This is a genomic window from Vibrio sp. 1CM8B (assembly GCF_023161685.1).
Lineage (GTDB): Bacteria > Pseudomonadota > Gammaproteobacteria > Enterobacterales > Vibrionaceae > Vibrio > Vibrio coralliirubri.
In genome coordinates this window covers 193,568-207,875 of sequence record NZ_JALNTU010000008.1, presented here as the reverse complement: position 1 = coordinate 207,875, position 14,308 = coordinate 193,568, and the positions used below count along the sequence as shown (strand labels likewise).

Annotated in this window: 10 protein-coding genes; 7 read left to right on the top strand and 3 right to left on the bottom strand. The window is 45.6% G+C overall.

The features are described 5' to 3' along the window. Positions 1-1,105: 1,105 nt before the first annotated feature. The 6 genes from MSG36_RS16770 (at position 1,106) to MSG36_RS16745 (ending at position 9,168) form a co-directional block, all read left to right on the top strand. Positions 1,106-2,833: an ABC transporter ATP-binding protein gene (locus tag MSG36_RS16770; protein ID WP_048607507.1), complete on the top strand. Its 1,728-nt coding sequence runs from the start codon at positions 1,106-1,108 to the stop codon at positions 2,831-2,833. A 94-nt stretch (positions 2,834-2,927) separates the two neighbouring features. After that, on the top strand, positions 2,928-4,481 hold the full coding sequence (locus tag MSG36_RS16765) for an ABC transporter substrate-binding protein (protein ID WP_048607508.1): 1,554 nt from the start codon (positions 2,928-2,930) through the stop codon (positions 4,479-4,481). Between the two features lie 178 nt (positions 4,482-4,659). Continuing rightward, complete coding sequence (locus MSG36_RS16760; RefSeq protein WP_248368889.1) at positions 4,660-5,637, top strand: ABC transporter permease; 978 nt, start codon at positions 4,660-4,662, stop codon at positions 5,635-5,637. A 2-nt stretch (positions 5,638-5,639) separates the two neighbouring features. After that, positions 5,640-6,578, top strand: a complete 939-nt coding sequence (locus tag MSG36_RS16755; protein WP_017060135.1) for an ABC transporter permease — start codon at positions 5,640-5,642, stop codon at positions 6,576-6,578. Positions 6,579-6,765: 187 nt separating this feature from the next. Further along, positions 6,766-7,728 carry an SPOR domain-containing protein gene (locus MSG36_RS16750; RefSeq protein WP_248368888.1) on the top strand — a complete coding sequence of 321 codons (963 nt, stop codon included), beginning with the start codon at positions 6,766-6,768 and terminating at the stop codon, positions 7,726-7,728. 198 nt (positions 7,729-7,926) lie between these two features. Further along, the gene (locus MSG36_RS16745; protein ID WP_248368886.1) at positions 7,927-9,168 is read left to right on the top strand and encodes an NADH:ubiquinone reductase (Na(+)-transporting) subunit B; all 1,242 of its coding nucleotides are present in this window, start codon (positions 7,927-7,929) and stop codon (positions 9,166-9,168) included. Between the two features lie 76 nt (positions 9,169-9,244). Here the strand turns inward: MSG36_RS16745 and MSG36_RS16740 are convergent, their stop codons facing one another. From MSG36_RS16740 to MSG36_RS16730, 3 genes are all read right to left on the bottom strand, one after another. Then, entirely contained in the window at positions 9,245-9,508 is a 264-nt protein-coding gene (locus MSG36_RS16740; protein ID WP_333918956.1) for a DUF6482 family protein, read from the bottom strand. Positions 9,509-9,623: 115 nt separating this feature from the next. Next, positions 9,624-10,979 carry a glutathione-disulfide reductase gene (gene gorA, locus MSG36_RS16735; RefSeq protein WP_248368883.1) on the bottom strand — a complete coding sequence of 452 codons (1,356 nt, stop codon included), beginning with the start codon at positions 10,977-10,979 and terminating at the stop codon, positions 9,624-9,626. A 129-nt stretch (positions 10,980-11,108) separates the two neighbouring features. Beyond that, positions 11,109-11,948, bottom strand: coding sequence for a 23S rRNA (adenine(2030)-N(6))-methyltransferase RlmJ (locus MSG36_RS16730; protein WP_248368881.1), 840 nt, complete (start codon positions 11,946-11,948; stop codon positions 11,109-11,111). Positions 11,949-12,227: 279 nt separating this feature from the next. On the opposite strand from MSG36_RS16730, the gene prlC reads away from it, so the two are divergent. After that, complete coding sequence (prlC, locus tag MSG36_RS16725; RefSeq protein WP_048617742.1) at positions 12,228-14,270, top strand: oligopeptidase A; 2,043 nt, start codon at positions 12,228-12,230, stop codon at positions 14,268-14,270. Positions 14,271-14,308 lie beyond the last annotated feature (38 nt).

Here is a 14,308-nt window from a genome sequence, read left to right as displayed (position 1 = left end):
GGTGAATAGCGCAGCTTGGTAGCGCATCTGGTTTGGGACCAGAGGGTCGGGGGTTCGAATCCCTCTTCACCGACCACCTTAAGAAGCCCTAGTCGAAAGACTAGGGCTTTTTACATCTGAAATTTAGATAACTTGAACAGAGTGGGGGTTCGCCTGATGTTCAAAGAATGTCTCTTCACCGATCACTTAAGAAGCCCTGTCAGAAATGACGGGGCTTTTTTACGTCTGGAATTTAGATAATTTGGTGCCAAGAGGGCCGTGGGCTGGTGCGCCAGGTCTGTGGATCGCCAGTCCGCAGGGAGCCCTGCCGCGCCAAACCCCTCTTCACCGACCACCTGTAAGAAAGCTCATCAGAAATGATGAGCTTTCTTACATCTGTCTCCCCCTTTCTTATGTAAGACAGATTCCTATCGATCTGCTTGATTATGGTTCCGATACGGAGTTGCTTTCTTTATCAAATGTGTAGATCTATATCTTATTTTATATAAATGACACGTTCAATAATTCGACATATTAATGGGTTTGGTCTAAAGACTTTTATGAAAAGTGAAATCTGACCCTAAATTTGCTCACTAAGGCCTGAATTTGACAGCTTTCTACGCATTTGGTCGTTCAAAAACGCCTCTGATTTATTCAACCTTTCGTTTATCTATTTTGCATTTACCAAAGTAATACAAATGGTTAAATGTATGGTTAATTAACGTGTATCTGGTTGTTTTATTTGTTCAAATTAACAAAATTAGCGTTTGTTTCTATAGTGTTAATTGTTTTTTAGAATAATTATTTGTTTTTAGTGACTGGTAGTGAGATCTGCTTTGAAGCACGGCTTTAACTCTACAAGTAAGTAGTGGTAAGGAGTTTGTGAGTATTTCTTGCCGATAATATAATATTGATTTTTCTTACTATATGCTCTTTAGGTGAATAGTTATGTCGTACTTTTGCTTGCTAAGCGTTTAATGTCGACTTTTTATCCTATTTTTGTTGCTTTTCTGTGAATTATTTGCCAAATTGTCAACCGTATAAAATATCAGAACAATATTCTGGTAAGAATGGATTCAATTTTGCAGACAGGGCAGAAAGCTGCCAAAGCAGTAGAGGTCTGGTAATGTCACTTTTAGAAGTAAAAAATCTTCGTATCGAATACCCATCTCGTCATGGAGTTCACGCCGCAGTTAAATCACTTTCGTTCAACATTGAACGTGGTGAGATTGTTGGTGTTGTAGGCGAGTCTGGTGCAGGTAAATCAACAGTAGGTAATGCTGTGATCGATTTATTGAGCCCTCCTGGCCGTATTGCTAGCGGCGAGGTATTTCTGGACGGCGAAAAAGTCTCTGGTTTATCTCCTGAACAGATGCGTTCTGTTCGCGGCTCAAAGATTGGTTTTATCTTCCAAGACCCAATGACTTCTCTTAACCCTCTATTCACAGTAGAACAGCAGTTAAAAGAGACGATTCATGCCAACATGAAGGTTTCGGATCAAGAAGCCTACCAGCGCTCATTAGACTTGATGAACCAAGTGGGTATCCCACAACCAGAAAACCGTTTAAAGCAGTACCCTCACCAATTCTCTGGCGGTATGCGTCAGCGTGTGGTTATCGCGATCGCATTGGCAGGTGAACCTGACCTAATCATCGCAGATGAACCAACAACGGCACTTGATGTGTCTATTCAAGATCAAATCTTAGGTTTGATTCGCGACCTATGTATCAAGAAGAACGTAGGTTGTATGTTGGTCACGCACGACATGGGTGTGGTATCTAATGTTACCGACCGCGTAGCCGTGATGTACCGTGGTGATTTGGTTGAGTTTGGTCCGACGGCGAAAGTCCTTGGTACTCCTGAGCACCCATACACACACAGTCTTATCTCTGCGGTTCCCCGTTCGGATCGCAAACTTGATCGTTTCCCTCTTGTTAGCTACATCGAAGAAGCACAAGAGATGGAACCATTGGATGTGAAGAACCACTGGTTAGGTCAAAGCCAAGATCACCGTGATTACACTGGCCCACTGTTGAACGTTGAGAACGTAAACTTACGCTTTACCACCAAAGATTCTTTCTTTGAGAGCCGTCGTGAGTACGTTCAAGCATCAAACAACGTGAGCTTTGAAGTGCATGAAGGTGAGACGTTTGGTTTAGTAGGTGAGTCAGGTTCAGGTAAATCAACGATTGCTCGTGTGATTGCTGGCTTGTACGCACCCAACTCAGGCAAGGTAACGTTTGAAGGCGTTGACCTGACTGGGCTTAAATCTGAAAAAGAGCGTCGCCCAATGCGCCGCCAAATGCAGATGGTTTTCCAAAACCCTTACACATCAATGAACCCTCGAATGAAGATATTCGACATCATTGCTGAGCCTATTCGATTCCATAAACTGACGCGCAACGAGAATGAAACTCGTCAGATCGTGAACGATCTGCTAGAGCACGTTGGTTTGGGCGTAATGGCCGGGGTTAAGTACCCACACGAATTCTCAGGTGGCCAACGTCAGCGTATTTCTATCGCTCGCGCCTTGGCAACTCGCCCTCGTCTTTTGATTTGTGATGAACCTACGTCGGCACTGGATGTGTCGGTACAGGCTCAGATCCTTAACCTACTAAAAGACTTACAAGACGAGCTAAACCTAACCATGCTGTTCATCAGTCACGATTTACCGGTTATTCGCCAAATGTGTGATCGTGTTGGTGTGATGCAAATGGGAGAACTATTGGAAGTCGCGCCAACCGAGCAGCTATTCCAATCGCCTCAGCATGAATACAGCAAACACCTAATTTCTTTAATGCCTGAATTTACAGGTTTAAGAGAAGAAAAAGCAGTGGCACAAGCCGCGGTATAAAAATCAGCAGGCTGGAGTTTAGCTTGCTAAAAACAATAAACAGACGCAAATACAACAACTAGGGATCTGGATTCCCGCATGAAGGAGTTATGCAATGAAAACCATGAAAAGCAAATTAGCAGTAGCTTTAATGGCAGCTGGCCTAAGCTTTAGTGCAGCAGCAGCAGATATTACCGTTGGCTACGCAGCTGACCCTGTATCACTTGACCCGCACGAGCAGCTGTCTGGTGGCACACTGCAAATGTCTCACATGGTGTTTGACCCTCTAGTACGTTTCACAAAAGAGATGGATTTTGAAGGCCGCCTAGCATCGAGCTGGGAGCGTGTTGATGAAACGACTTTCCGCTTCAACCTACGTAAAGGTGTGAAATTCCACTCTGGTAACGAACTGACTGCTGATGATGTTGTGTGGACTTTTGAACGTCTACAAGCTTCTCCAGACTTTAAGTCTATCTTCACGCCATACGAAAAAATGGTAAAAGTGGATGACTACACAGTTGAGCTTATTTCTAAAGCGGCTTACCCACTAGTACTACAAACAGCAACGTACATCTTCCCAATGGACAGCAAGTTCTACTCTGGCCAAACAGCGGAAGGTAAAGACAAGTCTGAGCTAGTTAAGCACGGTAACTCGTTCGCTTCGACTAACGTTTCAGGTACTGGTCCATTCATCGTAACGCAGCGTGAGCAAGGCGTTAAAGTAACGTTCGAGCGTTTCAACGATTACTGGGACACAGAAACTGAAGGCAACGTAGACAAGCTAACACTTGTGCCAATCAAAGAAGACGCAACACGTGTTGCAGCACTTCTTTCTGGTGACGTTGATATGATTCACCCAGTAGCACCAAACGATCACAAGCGTGTTAAAAACGCTAAGAACATCGATCTAGTAACGCTACCTGGTACTCGTATCATCACGTTCCAAATGAACCAAAACAGTAACGAAGCTCTTAAAGATGTTCGCGTTCGTCAGGCGATTGTTCACGCAATCAACAACGAAGGTATCGTTAAGAAAATCATGAAAGGCTTCGCAACAGCAGCTGGTCAGCAAAGCCCAACAGGCTACGCGGGTCACAACGAAGACCTAGTTCCTCGTTACGATCTGAAAAAAGCGAAAGAGCTGATGAAAGAAGCGGGCTACGAAGATGGCTTTACGCTAACTATGATGGCACCAAACAACCGTTACGTGAACGATGCGAAAGTAGCGCAAGCGTCTGCGGCAATGCTATCTAAGATTGGTATCAAAGTTGATCTTAAGACTATGCCTAAAGCACAGTACTGGCCTGAATTTGACCTATGTTCAGCAGACATGATGATGATTGGTTGGCACTCAGATACAGAAGATTCAGCTAACTTCAACGAGTTCCTAACTATGACTCGTAACGAAGAAACTGGCCGTGGTCAATACAACTGTTCTGGTTACTCAAACCCAGAAATGGATGCGATTGTAGAAGCTTCTAACACTGAAACTGACCCAGTTAAGCGTGCTGAAATGTTGAAAGGCGTTGAAGCAACACTTTACAACGACGCAGCATTCGTACCTCTACACTGGCAGAGTGAAGCGTGGGGCGCGAAGTCTAACGTAGGCGCAGCAGATGTAGTAAACCCAATGGTTATGCCTTACTTCGGCGACCTAGTTGTAAAATAATCTAGCTTGCTAGAATCGAGAGCCTGAAGCTTTTCAGGCTCTCAAATTATTAAGAAATAGATTTAAGTTTCGGTATTTGGTCTTCCTTCAGTCTGGCTAAATACCTTTTTTAAGACTGAATTTTGTTATCTAGTCGCGGATTTCGATTAGATAGTCATGGATAGATAAGGGGCAAGGAATGGTTACGTTTCTGGTCAAGCGCCTGTTTCAGGCACTGATAGTGATGTTTGTGATCAGTTTGGTGGCGTTTGCCATTCAGGATAACCTGGGCGACCCGTTGCGTGAGTTAGTCGGTCAATCTGTTTCAGAATCGGAGCGTCAAGCGCTGCGTGATGAACTCGGCTTAAATGATCCCTTCATTACAAAATATACTCGCTTTGTGGGCGCAGCTCTACAAGGTGATCTTGGTACTTCATATTTCTTTAAACGCCCTGCTGTGGACGTAATCTTAGACAAATTGGTCGCGACGCTTGAACTTGTGTTTGGCGCTTCTCTGATCATCGTTTGTCTGTCGATTCCACTCGGCGTTTATTCTGCAATACACCCAAAAAGCTTCTTCACTAAAATGGTGATGGCGGGCAGTAGTATCGGCATTTCTGTGCCTGTTTTCTTAACCGCAATCATGTTGATGTATGTATTCTCTATTGAATTAGGTTGGCTGCCGTCGTTTGGACGTGGTGAGACCGCAAACTGGTTTGGTTGGGAGTCTGGCTTCTTAACGATAGATGGCCTTGCGCACTTAGTACTGCCGAGTATTGCTCTAGCATCTATCATGCTGCCGCTATTCATTCGTCTAGTACGTTCTGAAATGCTAGAGGTTCTTAGCTCTGAATACATCAAGTTTGGTAAAGCAAAAGGCCTAGCGCTGAACAAGATTTACTACCAACACGCTTTGAAAAACACAATGCTGCCAGTATTAACGGTAGGTGGTGTTCAAATCGGTACTATGGTGGCTTACACCATTCTTACTGAAACTGTATTCCAGTGGCCAGGCACCGGCTTCCTATTCCTTGAAGCGATTAACCGAGTGGATACACCACTGATTACCGCATACGTTATCTTCGTAGGTCTTATCTTCGTAGTAACGAACACCATTGTTGACTTGCTATACGGCATCATTAACCCAACAGTGAACATCACAGGGAAAGGAGCATAATCATGGAACAAACAACAACAGCTCCATCTCGTTGGGAGCGATTCAAGCAGTCAGATATTCTGTACTACTTCTTACGCGACAAAGTGGCAATGGTCAGCTTTGCCATCTTTGCAGCCTTCTTAGTGATGGCACTCGCGGCACCGATTTTAGCGCCAACAGACCCGTATGACGTGACGTCTATCGACATCATGGATTCAGAGTTGCCACCATCTTGGATGGAAGACGGCGAAGAACGTTTCTTACTGGGCACTGATGAGCAAGGTCGTGACATCCTATCGACCATGCTTTACGGCTCTCGTCTTTCATTGACGATTGGTTTCTTGGCGGTTGGCCTTCAGCTGACTCTAGGTATCATCATTGGTCTGTCTGCGGGTTACTTCGGTGGTCGTATCGATAGCTTCCTGATGCGTTTTGCCGATGTTCAGCTTTCGTTTTCAACCATGATGGTAGCGATCATTGTTTCGGCTATCTTTAAGGCGAGTTTCGGTAGTGACTTCTACGCGCAATATGCCGTTGTTATGCTGGTGGTGATCATCGGTATTGCCGAATGGCCACAGTATGCTCGTACTATTCGTGCGTCGGTATTGGCAGAGAAAAAGAAAGAGTACGTAGAAGCGGCGCGTGTGATGGGCTTCAGAGCACCTCGCATCATGTTCCGTCATATTCTGCCTAACTGTTTATCGCCAATTTTGGTTATCTCAACGGTACAGGTGGCAAATGCCATCATGTCAGAGGCGGCACTTTCTTTCCTAGGTTTAGGTCTTCCGGTAGACCAACCGTCACTCGGTGCCCTGATCAGTACTGGTTTTAACTACATTTTCTCAGGAGCATGGTGGATCACGGCATTCCCAGGTGTGCTTTTGGTAACATTAGTTCTAGTTATTAACCTATTAGGCGACTGGTTACGTGACGTGTTTAACCCTAAAATTTATAAAGGGTGATAGCGCGGTTTGATTTTTAGAAAAAAAAGTCACTAAACTAAGAGCCGTAAGCAATTACGGCTCTTTTTTTGCTTAATGGATCTGGAACTTAGTATTATTGACAGTGTCAATAATACTTAAAATGGAATTCATGTTTTATCGACATAGATTCGGTAATAATTAGCCCGTGAGGGTTTAAGTGGTGGTTATGAAATTGACAATGAATGCTGTATGTCGTGCTGTGACGAGAAATTATCGTATGGGGCTTATCGCTGCATCTCTTTTGGTATCGAGCCAAGTGAATGCAGAGTCGGTTCTATGTGATGCAACTCAGGCAAGCACCAACCAATTACCACAGCTAGAGCAATCATGTCCGATCGGTAAGGGTGTATGGGGCAGTAAAGCGCCTAAACGTCATTCAGATAACGAACTGTTTTGGGTTCAATGTGGTCTGCTGAATAAGCCCCTGTCATTGAACCGAGCAAAGCCTCTGTATGAGAAGATCTCGACCAACGTTTGGATGAAGCCAGAAGGCGGAGACTACCGTTGCTTAATCGGACCTTATTCTACCTTCTCTGATGCGAGAAAAGACCTAGCTCAGGTGCGTAAGGTTTCTGGTTACGGTGAAGCGTTTATTCGTATGGTCGATAAGTCGAAAACCTCATCACAGCCTATTGTGGCAAAACCAGCAGAGCCAAAAATGGTTAAGCCTAAGGCTCCTGCAAAAGTAGAAGCTAAGCCTGCCCCGAAACCTGTGGCTGCTAAGCAAGCGGCGGCGGTAACGAGTGCGGCAGCTATTCAGACTCTACCAAGCGGCAATGCGAGCTCAGACAATGATCTAGAGATCGAGATTCGCGTGAAAGCAGACGTTGCGGGTAGCCAATATGCGATTCCTTACCTTCTAGACCATCAACAACAGTTCTACATGGAGCAAGGTAAGCCTTGGAGCCGCCTAGATTACGATAGCGCTGAATTGGTATGTAATCAGGTCAACATGAAGCTGATGAGTGAAAAACAATGGCAGAGCATCTTGAACTCAAAGGTTATGGAAAAACAGAACTGGCCAATGCATCTCCCTTATTGGGGCGCAGATAAGAAAGGTCTGTTTACCAACGGTAACGTAAATCAATTGAAAGGTTCTTCATTGCTTAATGTGATGTGCGTTAAGTAACGACGACCGTTACCAAACCAAATAAGCCTCAGCCATTGCTGGGGCTTTGTTGTTTATACACCCTTCTTTTTCAACATAGGTTCGACTTATAGACTCTCGTTCTTCAAGACGAATTTGATTAAAAGTCGCTAAAAATTGTTCAAATAGCGCGGTTGATGCGTAGAAAACCATAACTCAAGCAATAAGGTGATTGAGATTATGAGTTTAAAAAAACGATTAGAAGACGTGGCTCCACGCTTTGAAGCCGGAGGGAAGTACGAAAAGCTCTACCCTGTGTATGAGGCTTTCGCGACAATATTCTATACACCCGGAAACGTAAATCGCGGCATAACCCATGTTCGTGACAGCATTGACCTAAAGCGCATCATGATTCTGGTGTGGTTGGCGACCTTTCCTGCAATGTTCTGGGGGATGTATAACGTTGGGCACCAAAGCGTCCTCGCATTAACCTCCAGCTATCAACTTAACGAACTTGTCTCAGTTATTGAAAGCAGCTGGCGTCTGTCGTGGGCATTTGGTGATGCGCAGTCATTGGTGGCAAGTGGCTGGGCAAGTCAGATGTTGCTTGGTGCACTCTATTTCCTACCCGTTTATGCCACGGTGTTTGTGGTAGGTGGCTTCTGGGAGGTTTTATTTGCCGTTGTACGAAAACATGAGGTGAATGAAGGTTTCTTTGTTAGCTCGGTACTATTCGCACTCATTCTTCCGCCAACCATCCCGCTATGGCAAGCCGCTTTAGGTATCACCTTTGGTATTGTCGTTGCTAAAGAGCTGTTCGGTGGTACAGGGCGAAATTTCTTGAACCCAGCCCTTGCAGGCCGCGCGTTTCTCTATTTCGCGTATCCAGCCAACATGTCCGGTGGGTTGGTGTGGGTTGCCGCTGACGGCTATTCAGGCGCGACCCCACTGAGTCAATGGTATGAGGGGGGCAGCACGTCACTCATCAATAACATGACTGGCGAGGCGATCACCTGGATGGATGCCTTTATCGGTAATATTCCAGGTTCGATGGGTGAGGTGTCGTCACTGCTGATCATGCTGACGGGGTTGATTTTGATTGTGATGAAGATAGCTTCTTGGCGCATTGTAGCTGGGGTGATTGTCGGTCTTGTGGTGACGTCGAGCTTGATGAACTGGATTGGCTCAGAGACTAACTCGATGTTCTCGATGCCGTTCTACTGGCACTTTGTGTTGGGTGGTGTGGCATTTGGTACCTTCTTTATGGCAACGGATCCGGTTTCCGCTGCGTTTACTAATCAGAGTAAGTGGGCTTACGGGATTTTGATTGGTGTAATGACGGTCGGTATCAGAGTGCTCAACCCTGCTTATCCAGAGGGGATCATGCTTGCTATCTTGTTTGCTAACCTGTTCGCACCATTGTTTGACTTTGTTGTAAAAGAGCAAAACATCAAGCGCAGACAAAAACGCGCAGCACGATAATAAATATGACCCAAAAGAAAAAGGCTTGCATTAGTGCAAGCCTTTCTATTTTTATCACGATTGATTTGAAGTTGATTTAACTCCACTTCAAATCAATCTCGAACGGTTGTGTGCTACCACAGTGTTCACCACACATTTCGTCATAAGCACTGTTATGAATTAGAGTTGCCGACGCCACACCCTGATCACTAAAGTGGTCACGTGCTTGATTGACACTCAAAAATTTCATTGGGTGCTGGTGGTCGTCTTTAATTAACTGCTTTTGCTCACCAACGATTTGGTAAGCCAAGTAAATCCCGCCTTCAAATGATTCAATTAGTAGATTCATCACAAACTCCATTTTTCTAGTTAGGTGGATATTGGTGTTACGTCGAATCGAGAACCAAGGTTCAAAGCGGGCATAAAAAAAGCAGTCCCAAGGACTGCTTTTTAAAAGTATCAACTAAAGGTGTTGATTAACGCATAGTTACGAATTCTTCGCTGCCCGTTGGGTGAATCGCCACAACAGAGTCGAAGTCTGCTTTGGTTGCGCCCATCTTCATTGCAACGCCGAAGCCTTGAATCATCTCATCAACCGTGAAGCCGATGCCGTGTAGGCCAACGACTGTTTCTTCGTCGCCAGCACATACTAGCTTCATCTTACAAGGTTGACGGTGCTTGGTGACTGCTGTGTACATCGCAGTGAAGCCAGATGTGTAAACTTTGATGTTGTCTTTGCCGTATTGCTCTTCTGCTTCTTGAGTCGTTAGACCAATAGTGCCGATAGGTGGGTGGCTGAATACAACAGTAGGGACTAGGTTGTAGTCCATTTTCGCGTTAGTTTGACCGTTGAATAGACGCTCAGAAAGCTGACGACCTGCTTTAACTGCTACAGGTGTTAGCTCGATACCGCCTTCCATGATGTCACCAACACAGTAGATGCCAGGAACGTTAGTCGCTTGGAATTCGTCTACCTTGATGTAGCCACGGTCGTTTGTCTCAACGCCAGTTGATGCAAGGTTGATAGCATCAGTCGCTGGGTGACGGCCGATAGCCCAGATTAGGTGGTCAACGTTTTGAGTGTTGCCATTTTCTAGGTGTAGAGTCAGCGTGCCGTCCGCTTCTTTCACTACTTCTTTAGGCACAGAGTGCGTGTGAAGTGTTGGACCTTCCGCTTCCATTACTTCAACCAATGTCTCGATGATCATTGGGTCGAAGCTACGAAGTGGTGATTCTTTACGACAGAATAGGTGTGTTTCTGTGCCAAGTGCGCTTAGTACGCCTGCGATTTCTACTGCGATGTAGCCTGCGCCGATAACAGCAACACGTTTAGGTTGCTCCATTAGGTCGAAGAAACCATTTGAATCGATGCCGTATTCTGCGCCAGGGATGTTTGGAATGGTTGGACGACCACCAACTGCGATCAGGATGTGATCAGCTGTGTAGTGTTCACCGTTAACTTCAACAGTTTTCTCGTCAACGAACTTAGCAAAGCCTTTGATTACGTTTACTTTGTTGTTACCAAGAACGCGATCGTAAGATTGGTGGATACGGCCAATGTACGCTTGGCGGTTTTCTACCAATTTGCTCCAGTTGAAGCCTTTTACGTCAACGTCGAAGCCGTAGTCTTCAGAGTATAGGTTGATAGCTTCAGCAACTTGAGCGCCGTGCCACATTACCTTTTTAGGAACACAACCAACGTTTACACAAGTACCACCAAGGTCTTGAGCTTCGATAAGTGCAACCTTTGCACCGTGCATTGCTGCGCGGTTTGCTGATGCGATGCCGCCTGAACCGCCGCCGATACAGATGTAATCAAAATGAGTCGCCATTACTTTCTCCATTTATTGAAGGCTGTGGGTACAGTGAGCACACTGAACACCTACGTCCTATAGATTCTTAAATTGTCTAATTATTATATTGAGGGCAGATCGGTTGAACTCAATCTCCCTGTTTAAAATTTATTCGTGTACGATCCACTCTACTTTGAAATGACCGGTCGCCGGCGCAATTGCTTCCTTCAAGAATGGAAGAATCTCTTTCATTTGGCTTTCTAGTTTCCAAGGCGGGTTAATCACGATCATGCCTGATGCTGTCATGCCACGCTCGTTGGTGTCTGGTGATACGCCAAGTTCGATTTGTAGAATCTTGTTGATGCCTAAGCCTTCAAGTCCTTCGATCATATCTTCGATATCACAGCGGTTTACTACCGGGTACCAAATTGCGTAGATACCGGTTGCCCAGCGCTTGTGGCTTTGAGCAATCGCAGTCACAACATCGCGGTACTCTTTTGCCAGCTCGTAAGGCGGGTCGATCAGTACTAAACCACGACGTTCTTTTGGTGGCAGGCTGCCCTTTAAGCGCTTAAAACCATCTTCTTTATAGATAGATACCTGACGATCACGGTGGAATTCTTGCTCAAGCAAAGGGTGATCGGCTGGGTGAAGCTCAGTCAGTACCATGCGGTCTTGGTCACGCAGGTGTGCACGTGCAACACGTGGAGAGCCCGGGTAGTAACGTAGTTTCTCGCCATTATTTAGAATGGAAATAGACTCAAGGTAGCTTTGAATGTCTTCAGGGAGGTCTTTTTGATCCCAAACGCGAGCAATACCTTGTTTGTATTCGCCAGTTTTTTCAGACCATTCATGCGTTAAGTCGTAACGACCTACACCAGAGTGAGTGTCATGGTAAACAAAAGGCTTATCCTTCTGTTTCAAAGAATTAAGAATAAGGCTCTGTACGATATGCTTTACTACGTCGGCATGGTTACCTGCGTGGAAGCTGTGGCGATAACTTAACAAATTAAACTCTCGTAACACTCTCGAATTAGAGTGTGGTTAGTGTAGGTGGGGTTAATCAGACTATTATAACCCTCAATGGACCATAAATTCTCGAACAATTCAGGAACAGTCGCTAGCAATATGCAGTTAGTTATTGGTTCTACTATTGAAATTTGCCTTGTTGGGCACTATTTAATAACTATTCGCAGGTGATTTTTTAGGGCGAACTTTAGCCTGATGACTGTAAGACGACCTCATTACAAAAAAGACGAAAGTCTCTAAAGCCAAAGGAATGTTTATATGTCTAATCCGCTATTAACCTTCACGGACTTACCTCCGTTTTCACAGATCAAGCCAGAGCACGTAAAGCCAGCAGTTGAGCAAGTGATTGAAGCGTGTCGCAACAAGATAGAACAAGTACTTGAAGGTAATACTTCACCAAGCTGGGACAACCTGGTTGCTCCAATTGAAGAAGTGGATGATCGTTTAGGTCGCATTTGGTCACCTGTAAGCCATATGAACTCTGTCGTGAACAGTGACGAATTGCGTGAAGCGTATGAGAGCTGCTTACCTGTGCTGTCTGAATACGGCACTTGGGTTGGCCAACACAAAGGCTTGTTCGAAGCGTATAAAGCGATCAAGGCGAGTGAAGCATTCTCGGCACTGAACCAAGCTCAACAAAAAACCATTACCGACGCTTTGCGTGACTTCGAATTGTCGGGCATTGGCTTACCTGCAGATGAACAGCATCGTTACGGCGAGATCAGCAAGCGTCAGTCGGAGCTAGGCTCTCAATTCTCAAATAACGTGCTTGATGCAACCATGGGTTGGAGCAAGCAGATCACAGACGTCGCTGAACTGGCAGGTATGCCTGAATCAGCACTGGCGGCAGCACAAGCGGCGGCTGAGTCTAAAGAGCAACAAGGTTACCTACTGACTCTAGATATCCCATCATATCTACCTGTGATGACCTACTGTGATAACCAAGAGCTACGTAAAGAGTTGTACGAAGCGTACGTAACTCGTGCTTCAGATCGCGGTCCAAACGCAGGTAAGTGGGACAACACTGAGATCATCACTGAGCAACTTAAACTGCGTCACGAGATCGCGCGCATGCTTGGTTTCAGTACTTACAGCGAAAAATCTCTTTCGACTAAGATGGCAGAAACGCCAGACCAAGTACTTGGCTTCCTAAACGACCTAGCAGTAAAAGCCAAACCGCAAGGTGAACGCGAAGTTGAAGAGCTACGCCAGTTTGCTGAGAAAGAATTTGGTGTTTCTGAATTGAATCTTTGGGACATCGCTTACTACAGCGAGAAACAAAAACAGAAGCTGTTCGAGATCTCTGATGAAGAGCTTCGCCCTTACTTCCCAGAATCTAATGTGGTTTCAGGTCTGTTTGAGGTACTGAACCGCGTGTTTGGTATGTCGGTAACAGAGCGTGAAGGTGTAGACACTTGGCATGAGTCAGTGCGCTTCTTTGATATCTTTGATGCGACTGGAACACTGCGTGGTAGCTTCTACCTAGATCTATACGCACGTGAACACAAACGTGGTGGCGCTTGGATGGATGACTGTCGTGGTCGTCGCATTACTGAATCTGGTGAGCTACAAACGCCGGTTGCTTACCTAACGTGTAACTTCAACAAGCCAGTTGGTGATAAGCCAGCACTGTTTACTCACGATGAAGTGGTAACCTTGTTCCACGAATTCGGTCACGGCATTCACCACATGCTGACGCAAGTAGAAGCGGGCGCCGTTGCGGGTATTAATGGTGTGCCTTGGGATGCGGTTGAATTGCCAAGTCAGTTCCTAGAAAACTGGTGTTGGGAAGAGGAAGCGTTGTCGTTCATCTCTGGTCACTTCGAAACAGGTGAAGCGCTACCAAAAGAGATGCTAGAGAAGATGCTAGCGGCGAAGAACTTCCAATCTGCGATGTTTATCCTGCGTCAGCTAGAGCTTGGTTTGTTCGATTTCACGCTACACACTGAATACGACCCTGAAGTGGGTGCTCGCGTACTAGAAACACTAGCGGATGTTAAGTCTAAGGTATCGGTATTGCCAAGCCTAGATTGGAACCGTTTCTCACACAGCTTTGGTCACATCTTTGCTGGTGGCTACAGTGCTGGTTACTACAGCTACCTTTGGGCAGAAGTACTATCGGCAGATGCGTTCTCAGCATTTGAAGAAGAAGGTATCTTCAACACTGAAACCGGTAATCGCTTCCTGAACAACATCCTTGAAATGGGTGGCAGTGAAGAGCCAATGGAGCTGTTCAAACGCTTCCGTGGTCGTGAGCCACAAATCGACGCAATGCTGCGTCATGCGGGCATTAACGCATAATCACGGTAACTATCTAGTTTATTGCGAGATAATTGTGA

Coding starts and splice junctions, on each gene's coding strand:
- MSG36_RS16745 (WP_248368886.1), top strand. CDS start 7,927: ATGAGTTTAAAAAAACGATTAGAAGACGTGGCTCCACGCTTTGAAGCC.
- MSG36_RS16755 (WP_017060135.1), top strand. CDS start 5,640: ATGGAACAAACAACAACAGCTCCATCTCGTTGGGAGCGATTCAAGCAG.
- prlC (WP_048617742.1), top strand. CDS start 12,228: ATGTCTAATCCGCTATTAACCTTCACGGACTTACCTCCGTTTTCACAG.
- MSG36_RS16770 (WP_048607507.1), top strand. CDS start 1,106: ATGTCACTTTTAGAAGTAAAAAATCTTCGTATCGAATACCCATCTCGT.
- MSG36_RS16750 (WP_248368888.1), top strand. CDS start 6,766: ATGAAATTGACAATGAATGCTGTATGTCGTGCTGTGACGAGAAATTAT.
- MSG36_RS16740 (WP_333918956.1), bottom strand. CDS start 9,508: ATGGAGTTTGTGATGAATCTACTAATTGAATCATTTGAAGGCGGGATT.
- MSG36_RS16765 (WP_048607508.1), top strand. CDS start 2,928: ATGAAAACCATGAAAAGCAAATTAGCAGTAGCTTTAATGGCAGCTGGC.
- gorA (WP_248368883.1), bottom strand. CDS start 10,979: ATGGCGACTCATTTTGATTACATCTGTATCGGCGGCGGTTCAGGCGGC.
- MSG36_RS16760 (WP_248368889.1), top strand. CDS start 4,660: ATGGTTACGTTTCTGGTCAAGCGCCTGTTTCAGGCACTGATAGTGATG.